The sequence below is a fragment of the Arthrobacter sp. ERGS1:01 genome (assembly GCF_001281315.1).
Classification (GTDB): Bacteria; Actinomycetota; Actinomycetes; order Actinomycetales; family Micrococcaceae; genus Specibacter.
Window position 1 is genome coordinate 103003 of sequence record NZ_CP012478.1, and the last position, 17165, is coordinate 120167.

Below are 17165 nucleotides of genomic sequence, written 5' to 3' on the forward strand. Positions count from 1 at the left end.
AAAGGCATTCCATGACAGCCCGACGTAGCCTCGTCCTCATCGGCGCGGGAAGCGCGGTCTTCACGCGCGGCCTGCTGGCCGATCTCATCTCCGCCCGTGACCTGGGCGACTGGGAAATCCGCCTGGTCGACATCAACGAACGCTCACTGGCCAAGGCCGTGGGCCTGGCCCGGCAAATGATCACTGCCCGCAACGTCGGGGACCACATCACCGTCACCGGATCCACCGACCGTCGAAGCGTGCTCCCGGGTGCCGACTTCGTCGTGACCTGCGTCGGAGTCGGCGGACGGCCCGGCTGGCAGAAGGACCATGAAATCTGCATGCAGCACGGCATCTTCCAGCCGGTCGGGGACTCCGTCATGCCCGGTGGCATCTCGCGGCTGCTCCGGACCACCCCCGTCCTGGTAGACATCGCCCGGGATGTGGTGGAATTGGCCCCGGACGCTTTCTTCTTCAACTACAGCAACCCGATGACCGCCAACATCATGGCAATGGCCAAGTATGCCGGGGCCGAGAACGTCGTCGGGCTCTGCCACGGCATGCACCACGTGCAGCATCACCTGGCCACCTTCATCAACAAGCCCTTCGAGCAGACCTCGACCCTGTACGCTGGCATCAACCATCTGACGTTCATCTATGACTTCCGCTGGAACGGCCAGGACGCCTGGCCGCTGGTGAAGGCCAAGGCCGACCAGGAACTGGCCCTGCCACCGGTATCCGAAGATCTCGGCAACATCTTCGCCGACGGAACCAAGGCCTGGCACAACCCCTTCTCCTGGGAGATCTTCCGCCGCTACGGCGCCTTCCCGGCCGCTGAGGACCGCCACGTCACGGAATTCTTCCCCGAACGCTGGGCCGGCGGACAGTACTACGGCAAGACGCTGGGGGTGGACGCCTACTCGGTGCCCGAAATCCTGGACTGGGGCGAGAAACGCTACCAGTCCATGATCGCCCAAGCCGACGGTACCGAGCCCCTGGATGAGACAATCTTCGACCGCTCCAGCGGTGAACAGGAGCAACTGATTTCCATCATCCGCTCAGTGCTCACGGACTCACGGGAAATGTTCTCCTGCAACGTGCTCAATAACGGTTCCGTCCCCGGGCTGCCCGACGATGCGGCCCTGGAAATTCCCGGTGTCGCCACCGCCCGGGGCATCCGCCCGATTTCGGTACCCGACCTCTCGAGCCCGTTGACGGCAATACTGGCGCGCCGCCTTTCCTCGGTCTATCTCGCGGTGGAAGCCGCGATGACCGGTGACCGTGACCTTGTTGTCGAGGCGATGATCGCCGACGGCGCGGTCACCGACCCGGGCGCCGCGGCCAAGCTGACGGACGCGCTCATTGAAGCTCAGCTCCAGTACCTGCCGAGGTTCCAGTGACCGGGCCGCTGCGCAGCGCAGCCTGGTTCGCCGCCCCCGGTAAAACCGGAATCATGCACCGATCATGGATGCGGTCCGAGGGCCTGCCCGACGATTCGTTCGAAGGCCGTCCGGTGATCGGCATCGCCAACAGCTGGTCCGAGCTGACACCGTGCAACCTGCACTTCCGTGAGCTCGCCGAACATGTCAAACGCGGCATCTGGCAAGCCGGTGGCGTCCCCTTTGAGTTCCCCACCACCTCGGCCGGGGAATCCCTGATCCGGCCGAGCGCCATGATCCTGCGCAACCTGATCGCCATGGACCTCGAAGAGACCCTGCGCGCCAACCCGCTGGACGCCGTCGTCCTCTTGGCCGGATGTGACAAAACAACCCCGGCCTACCTGATGGGTGCAGCGAGCGTTGACCTGCCCACGCTGCTGATCACCGGCGGCCCCATGCTCAACGGGAAGTACCGCGGCACCGACATCGGTTCCGGAACCTCGATCTGGCGTTTCACCGAACAAGTCCGGGCCGGCCAGATGTCCGCTGCGGACCTTTCGGAAGCTGAATCCTGCATGGCGCGCAGCAACGGTCACTGCATGACCATGGGCACCGCATCAACCATGGCCATCCTCTCCGAAGTGCTGGGCATGCAACTGCCCGGCAGCGCCGACCTGCCCGCCAATGACTCACGCCGCAAGAAGCTCGCCCACCTGGCGGGCCGGCGCATCGTGGACATGGTTGCCGAGGATCTTCGCCCCTCCACGATCATGACCCGAACCGCGTTCGAGAACGCCATCCGCGCCAACGTCGCCATCGGCGGCTCCACCAACGCCGTCGTGCACTTGCTGGCCCTGGCCGGCCGGCTGGGCGTTGACCTGAAGCTGGACGACTTCGAAACCCTCGCCGCCGATGTTCCCACCCTGGTGGACCTCATGCCATCGGGGCGGTTCCTGATGGAAGACTTCTGCTATGCGGGCGGTCTCGGCGCACTCATCGAGCGGATGGGCACACTCCTGGACCGAGACGCCGTCACCGTTACGGGGGCAACGATCGGCGAAAACTACGCCGGTGCCCCAACGTACAACAACGAGGTTATCCGCGAACTCGACACCCCGGTCAAACCGGTCGGTTCGGGCATTGCCGTCCTACGCGGAAGCCTTGCCCCGGACGGGGCGGTGATCAAGCAGTCGGCCGCCTCGACCGAGCTCCTGGTGCACCGAGGCCGGGCCCGCGTGTGGGACCGCGTCGAGGACTACCTCGTCGAAGCCGAGAATCCCGACACCGATATTGACGCCGCCGACATCCTGGTCATCCGCTACGCGGGGCCGCGCGGATATCCCGGGATGCCCGAGATCGCCAACGTCGCCCTGCCCAAAAAGCTCCTACAGGAAGGCATTCGCGACATGGTCAGGATCTCGGACGCGCGCATGTCGGGAACCTCCTACGGGACCGTGATCCTGCATGTGGCGCCGGAGGCCGCCAACGGCGGCCCGCTGGCACTGGTCCGCGACGGCGACATCATCTCCTTGGACGTGCCGGCCCGACAGCTGGATCTGGAGGTCGGCGAGGAAGAACTTGCCGCCCGCCGGGCCGACTGGACGCCACCCGCCGTTGAAGGCACCGACCGGGGCTATCTCAAACTGTTCGTGGAACATGTCAACGGGGCGGACACCGGTGCTGACTTCGACTTCCTCATCGGTGGCAGCGGCGCCAAAGTGCCCCGGCAGGCGTTCTAAAGCCATGGACGGTCCAGTTCTCGTCGTCGGGGCGACGCGCATGCTGCGCCCCGCCGTCGACGAACTGGTCCGGGGCGGATCCACGGTCATTGCCGTGGCCCGATCCGCCGCTGACCTGCAAATCCTGGCCGCCGAGCATCCAGGGACCGTGACGGGTATTGCCGTCGATTATCGCGACGCCGACCGATTCCTGCGACTGCTCCAGTCCGTACACACCCCGGCATCTGCGGCGATCGTGTACATCCCCTCCGCGGAACCGGCGGCACTGTCCACCCTCAGATCCCTGGTCCGCGGACCTGTGGTGCAGGTGCTGACCAGCCACGTTGCCGATCCTGCCGGCGGAGAGCCGTTCACCTTCGAAAACCTTCCCCAGCCCCCCGGACAGCCCTGGTACCGGCTCGTTCTGGGATGGAGTAAGACAGGCGCCTGGCACTCACCCGACGAAATTTCGGCAGCAGCAGTCGCCGTGCTTAGACAGAAAAGAGACGGACAACTTGGTGAGCTGCGCCCATGGACCGACCGGCCCGAAGCGTGACCACAGATACCAGCAGCCACCACCACCATGCTCTGTGTATAGCCGGTCGCGTACTTGATGCGGGCCGATGAAAGGGAAGAGGGCCTCGTGCTGAAGATTCCCGTGATACGAGCGGGTTTGCCGCAGTGGCTGGCCCTGGCAGTGCTGACGCTACCGGTGCTGCTGATCGCCGTCGACTCGACAGTGCTCGGCTTTGCAGTCCCCGCCCTCACCGAGGCATTGCGACCATCGGGCGTCCAATTGCTGTGGATCGTCGATATCTACTCGTTCATGCTCGCCGGCTTGCTCGTGACAATGGGCACGCTGGGGGACAGGATCGGACGGCGCAGGCTATTGCTGATCGGTTCGGCGGGCTTCGGTGCCGCCTCCGCGCTCACGGCCTACTCCAGCTCACCCGAGATGCTGATTGCTGCACGGGCCGTGCTGGGGTGCGCCGGTGCCACCCTGATGCCCTCGACCCTCTCCATTCTGCGGCACCTCTTTCATAATGCCCGGCAGCGCCGGCTGGCGATCGCCATTTGGTCCGCCACGGCCTCCGGCGGGGCGGCACTGGGGCCCATCCTCGGGGGCTTCCTGCTTGAGCATTTCTGGTGGGGTTCGGTGTTCCTGATCAATGCACCCGTCATGGTGCTGATCCTGATTGCCGCACCACTACTCGTCCCGGAGTCCAAGGACCCACATCCGGGCAAGTACGATCTGCCCAGCGCGGCGTTGTCCCTGGCAGCCATCCTTCCGGTGATCTACGGGATTAAGATGCTGGCCGCAGACGGACCGGCCCCGATGCCGGCATTCTCACTGGTGGTTGGCCTGCTGCTCGGTGCGGCATTTATACGTCGACAAAAACGGTTGGCCGATCCGATGATCGACGTGCGCCTGTTCACCAACGCAACCTTTTCAGCCGGCGTGGTCATCAACTTGTTCTCAGTTTTTGCCCTGGTGGGTGTGTTCTTCGTGGTCACGCAATACCTGCAGCTCGTGCTGGGATTAGGTCCACTGGAGGCGGCGCTTTGGCTGATGCCGGCCATGGTGGCGGAAGCACTCAGTGCGCTGGCCGGGGTCTGGCTGGTTCGGCTGATGCCGCTCAACCGCGCCGTTTGTCTGGGACTCGTGCTGGCAGGAGCCGGCATCGGGCTGTCCACGCTAACAGCGTCTCACCCGTTCCCGGGCATAATATTTGTCGGATTCCTCCTGCTCGGACTGGGTTCCGGGCTGGCCTATGCACTCAGCAACGATGCGATTATTGCTGCCGTCAACCCAGAAAGGGCCGGAGCCGCCGCGGCCGTCTCCGAGACGGCCTACGAGCTCGGCGCAGCTTTGGGTGTCGCGATCCTGGGCACCGTGCTCAACACGGGTTACCGTTCCGGGTTTCTTCCAGGAGCAGGTGTCAGTACCGTGACGGCGAGTCAGGCCCGTGAAACCCTCGGCGCGGCCAGGGTCCTGGCCGAATCGCTTCCACTTGATCAGGCCACCCTGCTAATGGACGCCGGCCGGAGTGCGTTTCTCAACGGAATGTTCGCCGTTGGCCTAGTGGCAGTCACAATCCTGGGCGGGACGGCCATCTTCTCGCTCTTCTGGTTCAGAGAGAAGAACTGAACCCTGCGCATACAGGCTGCTATGGTGTACGGCAAAAACTTAGCGTGGTATTTGTTCCGTTTTCTAGCGACCCCCTTTTGTCGTCTTTCCCCGAAGGAGGACAGCTGGAAAGGTAACGGCAGCATGCCCTGAAGGGCTTGGAGGAGATCATTCGTCTGGCCAAGGCCTCCGGCACGCTGCGCCCAGGCTTCGACGTCGAGGATATCTCACTGCAGTTGCTGGCCCACGACGGAGTGCTCACCGGCACCGAGCCAAACACTTAAACTGCCTCGGAACGAATCATCGGCTGGCTGCTCGACGGCTGCCGGAACACCCCGACGCCGTAGTGACGCACCCTGAGTTGTTTGATGAACGAAAGCTCACGGCGCAGGATAGGGATCACCCGGGTGGACGTCCCTTCAAGCACCGGGTTCACAGATCTACGCTGAGCCTTCGAGGGCAGGGTCTTTGGACGAGACGTCTCATAACCCAGGCGAGGCAAAACGATGCAAAGTATGGGCGAGCGACACCGCAGGGAAGCTGATTACCACCCCGACCGGCCCTTGGCACCATTCAGTCTTCCGCGCCTTCCTCGTCGTCGTCGAGTCCGGTCGTGTCGGGATCACGCAGCGGGCGCAGGGTGCCGCCTGCTGGCTGCGTGGCGGTGAAGTTGTAGCGTCCGAGCAGGTTGAGGTTCTTGTGTTTGAGCGGGGAGAGCCGGGCCACGTCCTCATCGCGGATCTCGTGGCCCTCGGTGCGGAGCTGGGCGACTGCGGCGTCAATGTAGCGGGTCGTCCAGAGCACGACTGCGTTCAGGACCAGGCCGAGCGAGCCGAGTTGGTCCTCCATTCCGTCGCGGTATGCCTGGTGAATGGTGCCTTTCTTGCCGTGGCAGATCTCGCGGGCCAATTTGTGGCGGGATTCCTGCACGGTGAGTTGCTTGTGCATTTGCCGCCGGTAAGTGTCATCTGCGGGGTCAACGACGGCAAGTAGGTGCAGGGTCTTGGCGATCCGCCCGTACTCGGCGAACGACTGACCGAGCGGTGTGGGGCGGCCCTCGTGTCCGAACATCCGCAACAGGTCATAGGCGCGCACCTGGTTGGTGACCAGGGAGCCGGCGACCCGCAGCATGTCCGGCCAGGCGGTGAGCACCTTGTTCACATTCACTTTGTTGTTGCGCGCCAGTGCCTCCAGCGCTCCATAGCTCTCTGCCGGTTCGGCGCCTGGCATCTGCGCCTTCCAGAACCGTTGGTCTTCGAGGTCCTTGAAACGCGGGGAGAAGCGGTAGCCGAGCATCTTGAAAAGACCGAAGACCATGTCGGAGTAGGAAGCGTTGTCGGTGGCGACCATCTCGGGCTTCACCCCGCCGTCCAGGTTCAACAGGGCGTCCAGAATGAAAAGGGAGTCACGTGGGGTGCCGGGCACCACCATCTGCCCGAGGCCGGCCACCTGGTCGTTGATCGCGTTCAGCCAGGTGATGCCCTTCTGCTTAGCGAAGTACTTCGGGGAGGGCGCGGCGTTGATGGTGCGCACGGGAACGACGAAGCGCAGGCCGTCGACGGAGGCGAGCAGTCCCTTGCCCCAGAACTGCACGATGGGCACCTTCGCCTGGGCTTCGATCAGTGCGGCGTTCGCCGCGGCGATGGTGGTGGTGCGCAGGTAGTACTGGTCAACGTGGACCAGCCGGGAGCGGGTGAGTGCCTCATGGCTAGGGTTGATTACCGGGGTCATGCCGATGTTGCAGGCCTCCGAGACAAGCAGCGCGACGAGCGAGGTGCTCAGGTCTTTCATGCGGGTCCTGCCATCGCCCAGGTGCACGAAAGCGTCCAGGAACCCGGTCCAGGAGTTCACCTCGAAGAGCAGGTCCGGCAGGTCGATCTTCGGGAGCATCCTCTCCACCCGTCCGCGCAGCCAGGCCAGCGACTTCGGCTCCCCGAGCGCGTGAATCTTCTCCACATTCAGTTTCGCCCGTCCGTTTGGCTGCACCTCGATGCTGATCTTCGCGTCATCACCGGCTTCATCGAGGCGCTCGGCCATCTGCCTCCAGGTGGCATCCAGCACCTCGACGAGTTCCCGCAGGTGCTGCTCGGCATCCTCCTCCAGGCTCAGGCCGGCCAGGATGTCCTCTCGCACCGCCTCCCAACCCGTTCCCATGAGCAGGCGGGCGCGTGGGTCCGACCAGCGGTGCGAGGGCGAGGCGAAGATGTCCCGACGCTTCAGAGCGCGGAAGAGCTGTTCCAGGACACACACCACGTACGCGTCGCGGTCCACCGCACCCTCCGGCAGCTCGGCGTTCGCATACACCGCCTTGTGCCAATGCGGCGGCACGAGCTTGTCGTCGATCTCCCGGGGCAGCAGCGGCTTCTCGCCGACCTTCCGCCGCGAGAGTGCGGGCAGCTTCTTCACCCCGGCCAAGATGCGCACCCCGTCGGTCGCGGCCTCCAGCGCCGAGGTCTCACCCAACAGAGACAGGAACGGCCTGACGGTGTTGTAGCGCAGCGCCAGCGCCCCGCGCAGTGCACTTTGCGCCGAATCTCCGTCCTGAGGCACCAAAGTCACCACTGTGGCGGCCGCGCCCGACATCACCAACCGGGGCGCGATCTCCTCCAATGCCCGCCATAGCGCGGCCACATCCACCTCACCCCCGGCTTCCTCGATGGACTCCAGCTTCTCGATGAACACCTTCGCTGCCCTTGCCACGATCCGTGACGCCTTCTCCAGCTGCGGCAAGGTGGACAGGCGCTGCTTGTCCGTGGCGCGCTTCGCGGTGCTGATCAGCCTGGTCGCCATCAGGATCTCGAACAGGTCCAGGGCATCATCGATCGCCTTGGCCTCCAGCTGGCGCATCACCGCGGTGAGTATCGCCGTGCGCTTGGGCTCCGCGGTCCGCTCCAACTTCGGGGCCTTGGCGCCCAGCCCGTACCGAGCCAGCACCGAGAGCCGGTTCGGCGGTACCTGTTCCAGCTTCAGCCGACCCAGCCCGAAGGCGCCTATGTCCTCAACCCGCTGCAACGCACCCTTCATCGCGGTGCCGGTGCTCCGCGTGGGCGGTCGACGCATCCGCTCCAGTTCCGAGTACCGGGTACCCTCCGGTGTTTTCAGCGTGGCAACCAAGTTCCCCGGCAGTGCAGCATCCGCCCGCACGGCGGCCTTGGCAACCGTGGCGTGCAGCCGCTTCTCGGCGATGGTGCGAACCTCGGAAACCTGCCGGGCCAGCACGTTCACCCCGGGTAGCAGCACCCGATGCCGCCGCAGCCAACCCGCCGCGTGGTTGAACAACGCGACCGGTCCCTCGGCGTGCGTCCAAGCCCGCCCGTGCAGGAACGCCCTGAACATCCGCCCGTGGGCGGGATCCTCGTACTGATGGTAGCCGTACGCATCGCGGATCTCCCACGCGTGCTCGTACGCTGTCTTTGGCCGCTCGGTGTACTCCTTGAGGCAGGAGGGATCCTCAATCGCCAGCTGCGCCGCCAGATGCTCAACGACCGGCCACGGCACGGCCGAGGGGTCCTCCAGGAACAGCCCGATATACCGGACCGTACACATCTGCAAGGCAAAGCCCAGACGATTGTGGTCACCGCGCCGTTTCACGACCAGGTTCCGGTCCTCGTCGTCGAGGAAGAAGAAGCGCTCCAACTCGGGCCGCGTCGGTTCCTCGGCGAACCTTCCATAGGCCTCGGCCTGCTCATCAGTCAGAAATTCCACGGGCATGAGACTGACAATAGCCGCCCCACCAGTGATCGAGACTCTTCCGACGAAAATCTGCACGCAACTCCGTGCAACTTGGATCGCCTGAACTGAAAGATCAAGGTCAATTGGCTTAGCGCCAACCGCTGTACCGCTGGTCCCCAAGGTCGGAATCCCGGAGCAGGAGCGTCCCACTACCCAGGAACTGGGACGTCGGGTGGAACAACAGAAATGACAGCGCTTCGGGTCATTGATCCCGAAGGATGCGATTCTCGTGCGGTATTGCCCTTGTCGCCAGAAGTGTTACTACGAACAGCCCAAAGGTAAAGAACAGCCATACCGGAGCTGCCCCGATATCGTAGAAGGCTCCCTCCTTACTGCCCAGGGAGAGACGCAGGGCGCTTCCCACGATAGAAAGCGGGGCAAGGACGGCCGTGCCGATGACCAGCCGTCGAAGCTTCCGGCTCTGCTTCAACAACTGACCAGAGACCGCCATGGTGAAGGCCAGTGGGGTGGCCACAGCAAAGACAATGGATGCGATATAGCCTGTGATGTACAGCGAATCGAATTGCGGGAGTATGAGTCCTGCGATCACCGCCAGGCTGGCACAGGTTGCGGGCAGGCCCCGGGCAACGGAGGCTCTTGACCTATCGTTTGTCATCTCACTCATCCGAAAGTCCAAGTGTTGGCGGAGACTGCTACGTAGTAGGTAACTGCTACGGTCCTGCAAGCGGGTGCAGTGAATGAATTGTTTGCCATGTTGCAGCTCATAAACAGGTTGGTGTGAAGTCCTGCATCGCATTTGCTTCGTTCGACTTTTCGTTGCAAGGTCGGCATCCACATGATCTTTTCTAGGCATAAGTCGTGTCGTGCACATGAGTCCTTGAAGTTGGCGTTTCCAAAGGAGTCCGGTGACAGTGTGCAGTAATCATGAAGCTCTTTTGGGCTCATCTTCGGATTGTTTAATGTAGTTCGAAGGGATGGAGACCCCGGCCAGGCGCAATTGAGGTCCGCCGTCACCGGCGTTATCGCCCGGAATATTTAGGAGCATTTGATGGTAGTTGGCTGACACCTCAGCGTCCTCGCTGTGGCCATCCCTGAGGTACGCCGGGGCCAGGGTGATCGGATAGACGGTGGATGCGGTCACGGTGAATTCCTGAGTCACCGTGTCGCCGGCAACCGTGTAGGTGGACGGAATTTTGACCCCATTGGCGTCCATCGCAAAGGGTGCCGTGAGCTGACCGTACGGCCCCCCGTCTGCTGAAAGAACTACGAATTCTTGGGGTTCGCCGCCCTGGCTCTCTGCGACCACTCCGTCGCTCAAGCCCGTGATCGCGAACGAGTTTCCTTGATCTTGGTTCAGCACGATAACTGTATCTAGCAGTGGCCTAATGGCACTGTTATCAATTCGAATCGGAAGATTTGATTCGGACGAAGAATCCGTATTCGTCACACCAGAGGCCCCGGGGCTGAGCTTTGCGTCTGCGGCGTTGGCGGAAGTAACCGCACCCAATGTCATACTGCTGGCAACCAAAAGGATTGCGAGAATGCCGCCTAAATTGCTAAATTTCTTTCGATGATTCATCGTTCAAGCCCCCACTTGTATTCGGCCATTACTTTGGACCGAGTACGCCCGACGAAATTCGAGCGTCCTTCAATCTAACCTAGAAATGATGGCTACCCGTCAAATTGATCCCCGAGGGTCTCACGTGCGCCGCTGCTGGATCTTCCCCAGGGACTATGCCGCTAGGCCGTGATGTAGGGGTCTTGGTAGTCATGGACCGGATTTACACGATAGGCCGTCCCTGTACCCCCGAATCAGTGGCGGAGTCATCGTCGTGGACTTATGGCAGGCTTGTCCCGTGTTCTTCAAACGAAAGAAGTCCTCCGCACCAGGTGTGGAAGCTCAGGAGCAGTTGTCGCCGGCTGTCCTGGCCAAGCGGACATTGGGCGTTGATTCCGCGGAGCAGGCCGCCCAATATCCCGCCCTGTTCGTGCAGTAGCAGAACGGTGATCTCCGGCCTGCTGCCATCACTCTTGCCTTTGATCCCGAGGCTCGTGGCGGACGAGACCGGATGTTTTCCTCGCCACAATTTGTGGGGGCATGGGTTGATGAAGCGTGCGGGGCCCGCGAACCTGCCGTGGACAGGTGGGAACAAGGGTTGTTCTATCCGACCTGGGAACAGCTGTGCAAACTAGCGGCCCTCACTCAAACATCCCTGGACACGCTCCTGAACGGTCCCGTTCCCCCTAATTTTTTGGATGGATGCTCGCAAGTACCCACGGCCTTCGCCCTGCGTCAAAGCTTCTATCCCTGCATTGTGGCCGCTACCGTCAGCGCGCACCCCCACCAGGCCCCTTTAGAAGACATGACGCGAGCTCTCAGGCAGGCGATCTCTGCCATTCTTCAATCCATCGAAGACGAAACGGATCCGCTGACCCTGTTTCTCCGCGAGGTGCAAACAGGGTCAAACCCCGGCGAACAGGACAATTCTTGATGCTAAGAGGTCGACAAATCTTGCAACCCATTGACGCGGCCATGAGGTATGGGACTTGAAGTAAGGCAACTGAACCGCTGATCTCCTCGATAGTGGCCTATCGTGTAAATCCGGTCCATTACTACCAAACCCCGTGTTTCCACGACTCCCCGGCAACTTTCATTCGGGGGGATGTCGGCGGGGGAGTGTATCAGTTCCAAGGAGGTGGAGGGGTCACTTTTAGCGTAGTGCTGACCAGTCAACATGGATATTGGCGTGTTCGATTTCTCGTGCAAGGGTGTGCTTCCAGGCTCCGGCCGCATCCAATGACGTGTAGACAAGACCCGTCACGTCCCCGGGTACTTCTACACCTTCGTCCATGAGCACTGCCACATGTGATCGACCCAGGGCGCCCATGAAGAATCCCATTTCAAAGACGACGTTCTGGCGCCCCCGTCCATTTAGATCCTCCTCCGTCTTGGCCCTGCCGAGGTCATCAGCGGTCAGGAGAACGACGGCAAACCCTGTGCCTGCGGCACTCGTCTCTAGTTTCTCCATCAGGAGCGCACCCTTGTTAGGTTGCTCGTGGAGGATGACGGGTTCACTGCCTGTCAGAGCCGTCAGGAAGCGTGCCAGCTCGTGCTTCTTGCCATCGTCATGGCCATGAACGATGAAGATGCGACCAGGGGTCTCAACGGTGCCTTTGTCGGCTACATCGATGAGTTCTTCAACCTCCGCCGTAAGCTCCGCCTGCTGAGATTCTGCCCTAATCCTCAACTCATTCTGGGCCGCGCGAAGGATCGAAAGCGCCTTATCAATACCAGCCTGCCTGCGTTCAAAGAACGCGCCGCCGGCCCCGGAGCTTGGCCTGAATTGAGTAAGAGTAAATTTCATGTGCAAGGGAGAGCCGTTCCCCATGACCGTACGGAGCACCATTTCAGTGCCTTCCCTCCAGTCTTCGAAGCCTGAAACAAGGTTCTTATTGGCGGTATCGATCTGCTTCTGTAAGAGCTCTAACTTTCGAGATAAATCCATTGGATGAGACTATCCAACTTCCTTGAAGCTCCTGGCCGTGGCCGTTGTCAGGGGGAAGGCCTACACTCAATTAGTAGAACTTTATTTCTAGTAATTGGTGTGTCATGGCTCATGTTTCTTATATTTGTTTAGTAGACTTTGCGGCCCCTGCCGTGCACCCGCTACTTGCCCCCGTCTCCGTGGCTGCCGGGTACCCGTCGCCGGCTCAGGACTACTTTGACGGTCGGATCAACCTGAATGATCACCTGATCAAGGATGTGACGAGTACGTACATCATCCGTGTGTCGGGTCATTCCATGGAGGGTGCCGGCATTAGTGATGGGGACGAGTTGATCGTTAACCGGGCCCTGGAACACATCGAGAGCGGCACTATTGAGCAAACGGAAGTAGTGGCCACCGACTACCACGAAGGCCTAGACGCCATGCGTCGCACCCTGCCCGAAGGCGTAAGGCTCTTGAGCGTGAGAATCGAGCGATAATGCCGGAAAGCCACTTGTCGGGATTTCGTGGCAGCCTGGTAATTTCCCTGTGAGCACCTAAAAAAGTTCTGGACACCCACGTTCAACGCGGGTGTCCAGAACTTTGAATCATGAACGGTTTAGTAGATCGTGAAGGATGTTCCGGTTACGGGGCCGTTGAATACAACGAGCTGCTTGGGAGACGCTTTCACGTAGCAAGTAGCGGTCGAGCAGGCGGAGACATAGCGGGTCTGGGAGCCGTAGCTGCTTCGCCCGGGCCAGTTTCCTGTTGCCGTGCCGCTGCCAACGGCCGTGAAGCCGTAGTCAACGTACGGGACGCCGGTGCCGTAGTAGCAACCCGTGACGCCAGCGCAGTTGGTCTTAACGCCGACGGCAAAGATCTGCACGGAGGAAATCGGGGCAACCTTTTCGATTTCACCGGACTGTGCATCGACGGTGATGGTCAAGGGGTCTCCGGCGGCGACCGCGGCCTTTTCCTTCGGGGTGAGCTTTCCGCTCACGGAGTCCAGGCTGGGAACGTTCGTCGGCGCCGGCGAGGGAGTCACCTGGATAGTGGTTGGTGCGGGAGCTGTGGTTGCGGCGTTCGCGGCAGGTGCAGCAAATACGGTGGCGGCCAAAATCGAAATTCCGGCCAGGGCGAGGGTGCGCCTCATTGTGTTCTTCATCTTTACCCCAAGTTTGACGATCAAAGTCCGGATCGAACGATTGGACAAATTAATCCTAACCATGGATTTATTCAAGTTCGGTAGCAACACCCGCTTGCCCAAAGCCAAGCAGGTGTTGCTACCGAACTTGACGGAATTCATTCAGGGGAAAGTGCCTCGCTTGGGGGACCCTGTGGAGTCGTGAGCCTATGACGCCTCTCGCGTGGGTTGTCTGGCTGTGGTCAGGGAGTGAGACGGTTGCGCTGATTGTCAGAGTGTCCGTGTAATGTCGATAGTGAAGTGGTCAATTATCCCCCAGGAGTTGGCCATTTCGTCATTTAACAACCGTGCTCTTTTGCCGGCTGCGGGCAAGTTTCCCATGGACCAAGCCTGCCGCTGCCGAGCCGCCGGCCGCTGTGGTCAGGTTCTTTTCAGCCGATGACGACGCATATGGGGGAGTGGGGCCAAGTTCGCCAGGCAGAGGAACCCATAGCTCAGGGGTGAGGTCACAGGCGCAAGGGGATTTACGTCGAGGTACTATCCGTTCTCACACCACACCCACCTAGCGCCGCGCACGTCAGAAACGACATCAAAACTGCTCAAGAATTGTTAACAAATTCCTTGAAATGTAGGGCAAAAACCCTTGTCTATCCCTATGAATAATTGATAGAATAGGGGTATAGCAACAGCCGAACATAACCAGTATTGATACGCAACGCAGGAGCTGATTCCCATGACGATTACCATCTACATGAAGCCCGCAGGATGCTTTGGTTGTGACAAGACTAAGGCGCTGTTCACAGCTCAAGGTGTTCCGTTCGTGGAAGTCGACATCACCACCAATGAGGCAGCGCTGGAGTACATCACTGAAGAGCTCCAGTACGCCCAAGCCCCGGTGGTTGTGTACGAAATTGACGGCAGTATCGATCACTGGTCAGGGTTGAACCCGCCCCGTATCAACCAGGTCATTGCCCTCGAAGCGACCCAGCACCTTTCCCTGTAGAACACCCCATATCCCCAGCGCGTTAGCTAACGAAAGAGGACTCTCATGGCCGGCGAAACCACCATTACCGTCATTGGTAATCTCACCAGCGACCCCGAACTCCGCTTCACGCCTGTTTCCCGTGAGTTCGGGAATTCTGAAGGGTCCTCCGTCTTGAACCCAAGGTTGGATGAGCGTTAGTCCTGGCGGGAGGCGGCCGAGAACGTGGCCGAGTCCCTGACCAAGGGCACCCGCGTCATTGTCAGCGGCCGGCTCAAGTCCCGGACCTACGACACGAAGGAAGGCGAAAAGCGCACAGTTATGGAGCTGGAGGTCGATGAGATCGGACCCTCGCTGCGGTACTCGAATGCCAAGATCAACCGCACCCAACGCGCCAACAACCAGGGACCCGGCGCAGCGCCGGCCAACCAAGGCAACCAAGGCGGTGGCTATGCGGGGCAGTCCAACCAGGGCGGCCAGTCACGACCGGGCCAGGCGGCATCATCCTTCCCCCCGGCGAACGACCCGTGGGCCGTTCCCAGCGGCCAGGGCGATGACGGGTGGGGGAGCGGCCCCACCTCAGACGAACCCCCGTTCTAAGCTCTGTCCTCGTGTCGGGGCCGGCCTGTACGCTAGCCCCGACATGCAACCCCGTCGGACCCCGCACCTGATGTTTGAAATGAGATGACTATGCACGACGAACACTTCGAAGACCTCCGCGCTTGGGCCAAGGGCAGTTATACCGCCGAGGCGGCTACGGAGTTGTTGATCCGCGCTTTTGAGGGACGCTTCGCTGCACCGGGCAACTCCTGGATCCACAAGAGTGAGACATCAGGAAAACACTGGATCCGCTTCGGAGAGATCCCTGAGCACGTTGATGTACTTTCCGGGGGTGAAAGTCGGTTCCTGAGACTTGTTGCCTCCATTGCTGCCGTTGAGGTCAGCGTGGACTTGGGCGAGGTTCTTCCCGGGCTTGATCGCCGGGTCCTCGAGCTGGTGCTGGCGGCGGTAGCTCACGCTGGCGGCAGCCATGAACATTCCGGCTTCATCACCAACGCGGATGGCTCCCCAACCATTGAGCGGCTATCCACCCTGTACCCGTGGCCCAATGAAGGATAGGCGCCCGCCGAGCTTTAGCCTGACCCTGCCGGCAGAGACGGCAGACCAGGTGCGGGCCGCGCAGCAAGCCGCCGGCGCCCAGGAGGGGTACGCCTCCGTCAACGAGCTCCTGACGGCGGCGGTCAATCGCGAGTTGCGCCGGCTACAGCGCAAACACAACGGCGGTAAGCCCTGGGAGGGGACCCCCGCCGGGGTCCTACGACCGGGACGACGGACTCAGGAAGAAACCCGCGGCAGTGGGGAGTGATCGCGTGGACACGTTAACGCTCTACCTCGCTGACCTGTCCAAACTGTGGTCGGTGTTCGTTTTGGTGCTGGTGGCTCTAGCCGTCCTGGCAGCCTTGCTGATGTTGCCCATCACCTACATTAAGGCTCCATCCCGGATACTGAAACGAATCGAGGGAGAGACCTGCCACCATTTCATTGCCAGCAAGTACCTTCCAGCGGACTCAACAAGCGGGGAGGCTCTCGTATCCCTGGCGGTGCAGCCTGCACATTTCACAAGTTCTGGTTGTTGGCCCCATCCGGCCCTGTACCTCTACTTGGGGCACAAGGACCGGGGAAGCAAGCTCAATGGGCGACTAGGTGACCGCAACGACCGTGGTGCGCCGCAGACGCTTGTCTCCATCAGAGGCTCCGATCTGCTGGCGGGGATTGATCGGGGCAAAATTAGGTGGCGTCGGCGCGATGATGCTTTGGCTTTGATAGGTAGTGGCTATCGGGGTCCCGCTCATCTTATTCATGGCGTGGATCATACTGAGGTCCGATCACAACGAGCCTCACCCTTCGACTTTCATTAGCTGTCACATCCCGCCGCTGATATGCAAGAACGTCGCATCAGACCAGAGGCCAGAGAGCTCATCCGTGGCGATCGAATGAATGACGACTCGTCAACCTAGGTTGACGTAGTATTAATTATTGGCGTCGAACCCACGGTAGAGGTAGCTAGTAGAACGCTCATTTTTGGACCGCATCGAGTCCGAGATTTGTCGAGGGACAATTCGCTCCCCTGAGGATGAGGAACGCGCCCAGCTAGAACGTGGACTGGATCAGGGCGTGCCAGCCTCTGGCAGCAGGTCGCGTCGGCTCAGTGATGAGGCGGAGCAGCGACCCAACTAGTATTTATCCACTTTGTGCTGACCATTTCGGGAATAGATGAGTTTCCATGCATGCTCGCTTGCCGTCCAGGCGTTATCGCGAGCCGTAGTCTCAGAAGCCCAGGTTAGTGCCGATTCCAGCCATTCATCACGGAGCTGCGCTCCTATTTCTTTTGACAGTTCTGTGGGTACGGAGTTCATTGTCATGGACAGGAGGCGGCCACCTTTTTCACGCAGATGCATAAAGTTACTGGCCATGTCGGCCTGACAATGCAGCGTGAGCACGTACAAGTCGACTCCCTTTACCTGGTCGCCGCGCCTCAGTGACAGGGAATCTAGCTGGACGTCCTTACGCTCCAGAGCTTCCTGAATCTCATCCCGTCCTGACGGATACGACCACCCTCGTGGCAACTTGTCCTTGTAGTAACTGTTCCAGGACTC

Annotated in this window: 18 protein-coding genes and 2 pseudogenes; 12 read left to right on the forward strand and 8 right to left on the reverse strand. The window is 61.0% G+C overall.

The window, feature by feature from the left end:
• The first annotated feature begins 11 nt into the window (after positions 1–11).
• From AL755_RS03790 to AL755_RS24250, 5 genes are all read left to right on the forward strand, one after another.
• Positions 12–1379 carry a family 4 glycosyl hydrolase gene (locus AL755_RS03790; protein WP_054009855.1) on the forward strand — a complete coding sequence of 456 codons (1368 nt, stop codon included), beginning with the start codon at positions 12–14 and terminating at the stop codon, positions 1377–1379.
• Complete coding sequence (locus AL755_RS03795; protein ID WP_054009856.1) at positions 1376–3097, forward strand: IlvD/Edd family dehydratase; 1722 nt, start codon at positions 1376–1378, stop codon at positions 3095–3097. Before AL755_RS03790 ends, AL755_RS03795 begins: the two co-directional genes overlap by 4 nt.
• 4 nt (positions 3098–3101) lie before the next feature.
• The gene (locus tag AL755_RS03800) at positions 3102–3632 is read left to right on the forward strand and encodes a hypothetical protein (protein WP_150117020.1); all 531 of its coding nucleotides are present in this window, start codon (positions 3102–3104) and stop codon (positions 3630–3632) included.
• Between the two features lie 87 nt (positions 3633–3719).
• The gene (locus AL755_RS03805; RefSeq protein ID WP_237762467.1) at positions 3720–5225 is read left to right on the forward strand and encodes an MFS transporter; all 1506 of its coding nucleotides are present in this window, start codon (positions 3720–3722) and stop codon (positions 5223–5225) included.
• Between the two features lie 137 nt (positions 5226–5362).
• Entirely contained in the window at positions 5363–5488 is a 126-nt protein-coding gene (locus tag AL755_RS24250) for a hypothetical protein (protein ID WP_272946689.1), read from the forward strand.
• A gap of 289 nt (positions 5489–5777) precedes the next feature.
• On the opposite strand, the gene AL755_RS03810 is transcribed toward AL755_RS24250, so the two are convergent.
• The 4 genes from AL755_RS03810 to AL755_RS23135 form a co-directional block, all read right to left on the reverse strand.
• Positions 5778–8915 carry a Tn3 family transposase gene (locus AL755_RS03810; protein ID WP_054009859.1) on the reverse strand — a complete coding sequence of 1046 codons (3138 nt, stop codon included), beginning with the start codon at positions 8913–8915 and terminating at the stop codon, positions 5778–5780.
• 223 nt (positions 8916–9138) lie between these two features.
• On the reverse strand, positions 9139–9561 hold the full coding sequence (locus tag AL755_RS03815) for a hypothetical protein (RefSeq protein WP_054009860.1): 423 nt from the start codon (positions 9559–9561) through the stop codon (positions 9139–9141).
• Entirely contained in the window at positions 9558–9842 is a 285-nt protein-coding gene (locus AL755_RS22235; protein ID WP_082368882.1) for a phospholipase A2, read from the reverse strand. Before AL755_RS22235 ends, AL755_RS03815 begins: the two co-directional genes overlap by 4 nt.
• Positions 9820–10476 carry a hypothetical protein gene (locus AL755_RS23135; protein WP_150117021.1) on the reverse strand — a complete coding sequence of 219 codons (657 nt, stop codon included), beginning with the start codon at positions 10474–10476 and terminating at the stop codon, positions 9820–9822. Before AL755_RS23135 ends, AL755_RS22235 begins: the two co-directional genes overlap by 23 nt.
• A gap of 277 nt (positions 10477–10753) precedes the next feature.
• Here AL755_RS23135 and AL755_RS23410 point away from each other — a divergent pair, with 277 nt between their 5' ends.
• Together AL755_RS23410 and AL755_RS23415 are read left to right on the forward strand one after the other, a co-directional pair.
• Positions 10754–10894: a hypothetical protein gene (locus AL755_RS23410; RefSeq protein WP_160318838.1), complete on the forward strand. Its 141-nt coding sequence runs from the start codon at positions 10754–10756 to the stop codon at positions 10892–10894.
• A 72-nt stretch (positions 10895–10966) separates the two neighbouring features.
• Positions 10967–11389, forward strand: coding sequence for a hypothetical protein (locus tag AL755_RS23415; protein WP_160318828.1), 423 nt, complete (start codon positions 10967–10969; stop codon positions 11387–11389).
• Between the two features lie 219 nt (positions 11390–11608).
• Here the strand turns inward: AL755_RS23415 and AL755_RS03830 are convergent, their stop codons facing one another.
• Complete coding sequence (locus AL755_RS03830; RefSeq protein WP_054009656.1) at positions 11609–12403, reverse strand: TIR domain-containing protein; 795 nt, start codon at positions 12401–12403, stop codon at positions 11609–11611.
• 104 nt (positions 12404–12507) lie between these two features.
• Here AL755_RS03830 and AL755_RS23875 point away from each other — a divergent pair.
• Positions 12508–12756 (forward strand): annotated as a pseudogene (locus tag AL755_RS23875) (LexA family protein); the annotation flags it as partial.
• A 245-nt stretch (positions 12757–13001) separates the two neighbouring features.
• On the opposite strand, the gene AL755_RS03840 reads toward AL755_RS23875, so the two are convergent.
• Positions 13002–13547 (reverse strand): hypothetical protein, encoded by a 546-nt coding sequence (locus AL755_RS03840; protein WP_150117022.1) that lies wholly within the window; start codon positions 13545–13547, stop codon positions 13002–13004.
• A 712-nt stretch (positions 13548–14259) separates the two neighbouring features.
• On the opposite strand from AL755_RS03840, the gene AL755_RS03850 reads away from it, so the two are divergent.
• The 4 genes and pseudogenes from AL755_RS03850 (at position 14260) to AL755_RS03865 (ending at position 15874) form a co-directional block, all read left to right on the forward strand.
• Positions 14260–14529, forward strand: coding sequence for a glutaredoxin family protein (locus AL755_RS03850; RefSeq protein WP_054009864.1), 270 nt, complete (start codon positions 14260–14262; stop codon positions 14527–14529).
• Between the two features lie 45 nt (positions 14530–14574).
• Positions 14575–15108 (forward strand): annotated as a pseudogene (gene ssb, locus AL755_RS03855) (single-stranded DNA-binding protein).
• Positions 15109–15198: 90 nt separating this feature from the next.
• Positions 15199–15627: a hypothetical protein gene (locus AL755_RS22240; RefSeq protein ID WP_082368888.1), complete on the forward strand. Its 429-nt coding sequence runs from the start codon at positions 15199–15201 to the stop codon at positions 15625–15627.
• Positions 15617–15874 (forward strand): ParB family protein, encoded by a 258-nt coding sequence (locus tag AL755_RS03865; RefSeq protein WP_054009866.1) that lies wholly within the window; start codon positions 15617–15619, stop codon positions 15872–15874. Before AL755_RS22240 ends, AL755_RS03865 begins: the two co-directional genes overlap by 11 nt.
• A gap of 334 nt (positions 15875–16208) precedes the next feature.
• Here AL755_RS03865 and AL755_RS23420 read toward each other — a convergent pair whose 3' ends face one another.
• Positions 16209–16370, reverse strand: coding sequence for a hypothetical protein (locus tag AL755_RS23420; RefSeq protein WP_160318839.1), 162 nt, complete (start codon positions 16368–16370; stop codon positions 16209–16211).
• A 372-nt stretch (positions 16371–16742) separates the two neighbouring features.
• Positions 16743–17015: a hypothetical protein gene (locus AL755_RS23140; RefSeq protein ID WP_150117023.1), complete on the reverse strand. Its 273-nt coding sequence runs from the start codon at positions 17013–17015 to the stop codon at positions 16743–16745.
• Positions 17016–17165 lie beyond the last annotated feature (150 nt).

Bases quoted from the DNA above. Each gene is read 5' to 3' on its own strand.
- AL755_RS23415 (WP_160318828.1), top strand. From the start codon at position 10,967: ATGTTTTCCTCGCCACAATTTGTGGGGGCATGGGTTGATGAAGCGTGC.
- AL755_RS03800 (WP_150117020.1), top strand. From the start codon at position 3,102: ATGGACGGTCCAGTTCTCGTCGTCGGGGCGACGCGCATGCTGCGCCCC.
- AL755_RS03865 (WP_054009866.1), top strand. From the start codon at position 15,617: ATGAAGGATAGGCGCCCGCCGAGCTTTAGCCTGACCCTGCCGGCAGAG.
- AL755_RS23135 (WP_150117021.1), bottom strand. From the start codon at position 10,476: ATGAATCATCGAAAGAAATTTAGCAATTTAGGCGGCATTCTCGCAATC.
- AL755_RS03840 (WP_150117022.1), bottom strand. From the start codon at position 13,547: ATGAAGAACACAATGAGGCGCACCCTCGCCCTGGCCGGAATTTCGATT.
- AL755_RS03815 (WP_054009860.1), bottom strand. From the start codon at position 9,561: ATGAGTGAGATGACAAACGATAGGTCAAGAGCCTCCGTTGCCCGGGGC.
- AL755_RS22240 (WP_082368888.1), top strand. From the start codon at position 15,199: ATGCACGACGAACACTTCGAAGACCTCCGCGCTTGGGCCAAGGGCAGT.
- AL755_RS03810 (WP_054009859.1), bottom strand. From the start codon at position 8,915: ATGCCCGTGGAATTTCTGACTGATGAGCAGGCCGAGGCCTATGGAAGG.
- AL755_RS22235 (WP_082368882.1), bottom strand. From the start codon at position 9,842: ATGAGCCCAAAAGAGCTTCATGATTACTGCACACTGTCACCGGACTCC.
- AL755_RS03850 (WP_054009864.1), top strand. From the start codon at position 14,260: ATGACGATTACCATCTACATGAAGCCCGCAGGATGCTTTGGTTGTGAC.
- AL755_RS03830 (WP_054009656.1), bottom strand. From the start codon at position 12,403: ATGGATTTATCTCGAAAGTTAGAGCTCTTACAGAAGCAGATCGATACC.
- AL755_RS23420 (WP_160318839.1), bottom strand. From the start codon at position 16,370: ATGAATAAGATGAGCGGGACCCCGATAGCCACTACCTATCAAAGCCAA.
- AL755_RS03790 (WP_054009855.1), top strand. From the start codon at position 12: ATGACAGCCCGACGTAGCCTCGTCCTCATCGGCGCGGGAAGCGCGGTC.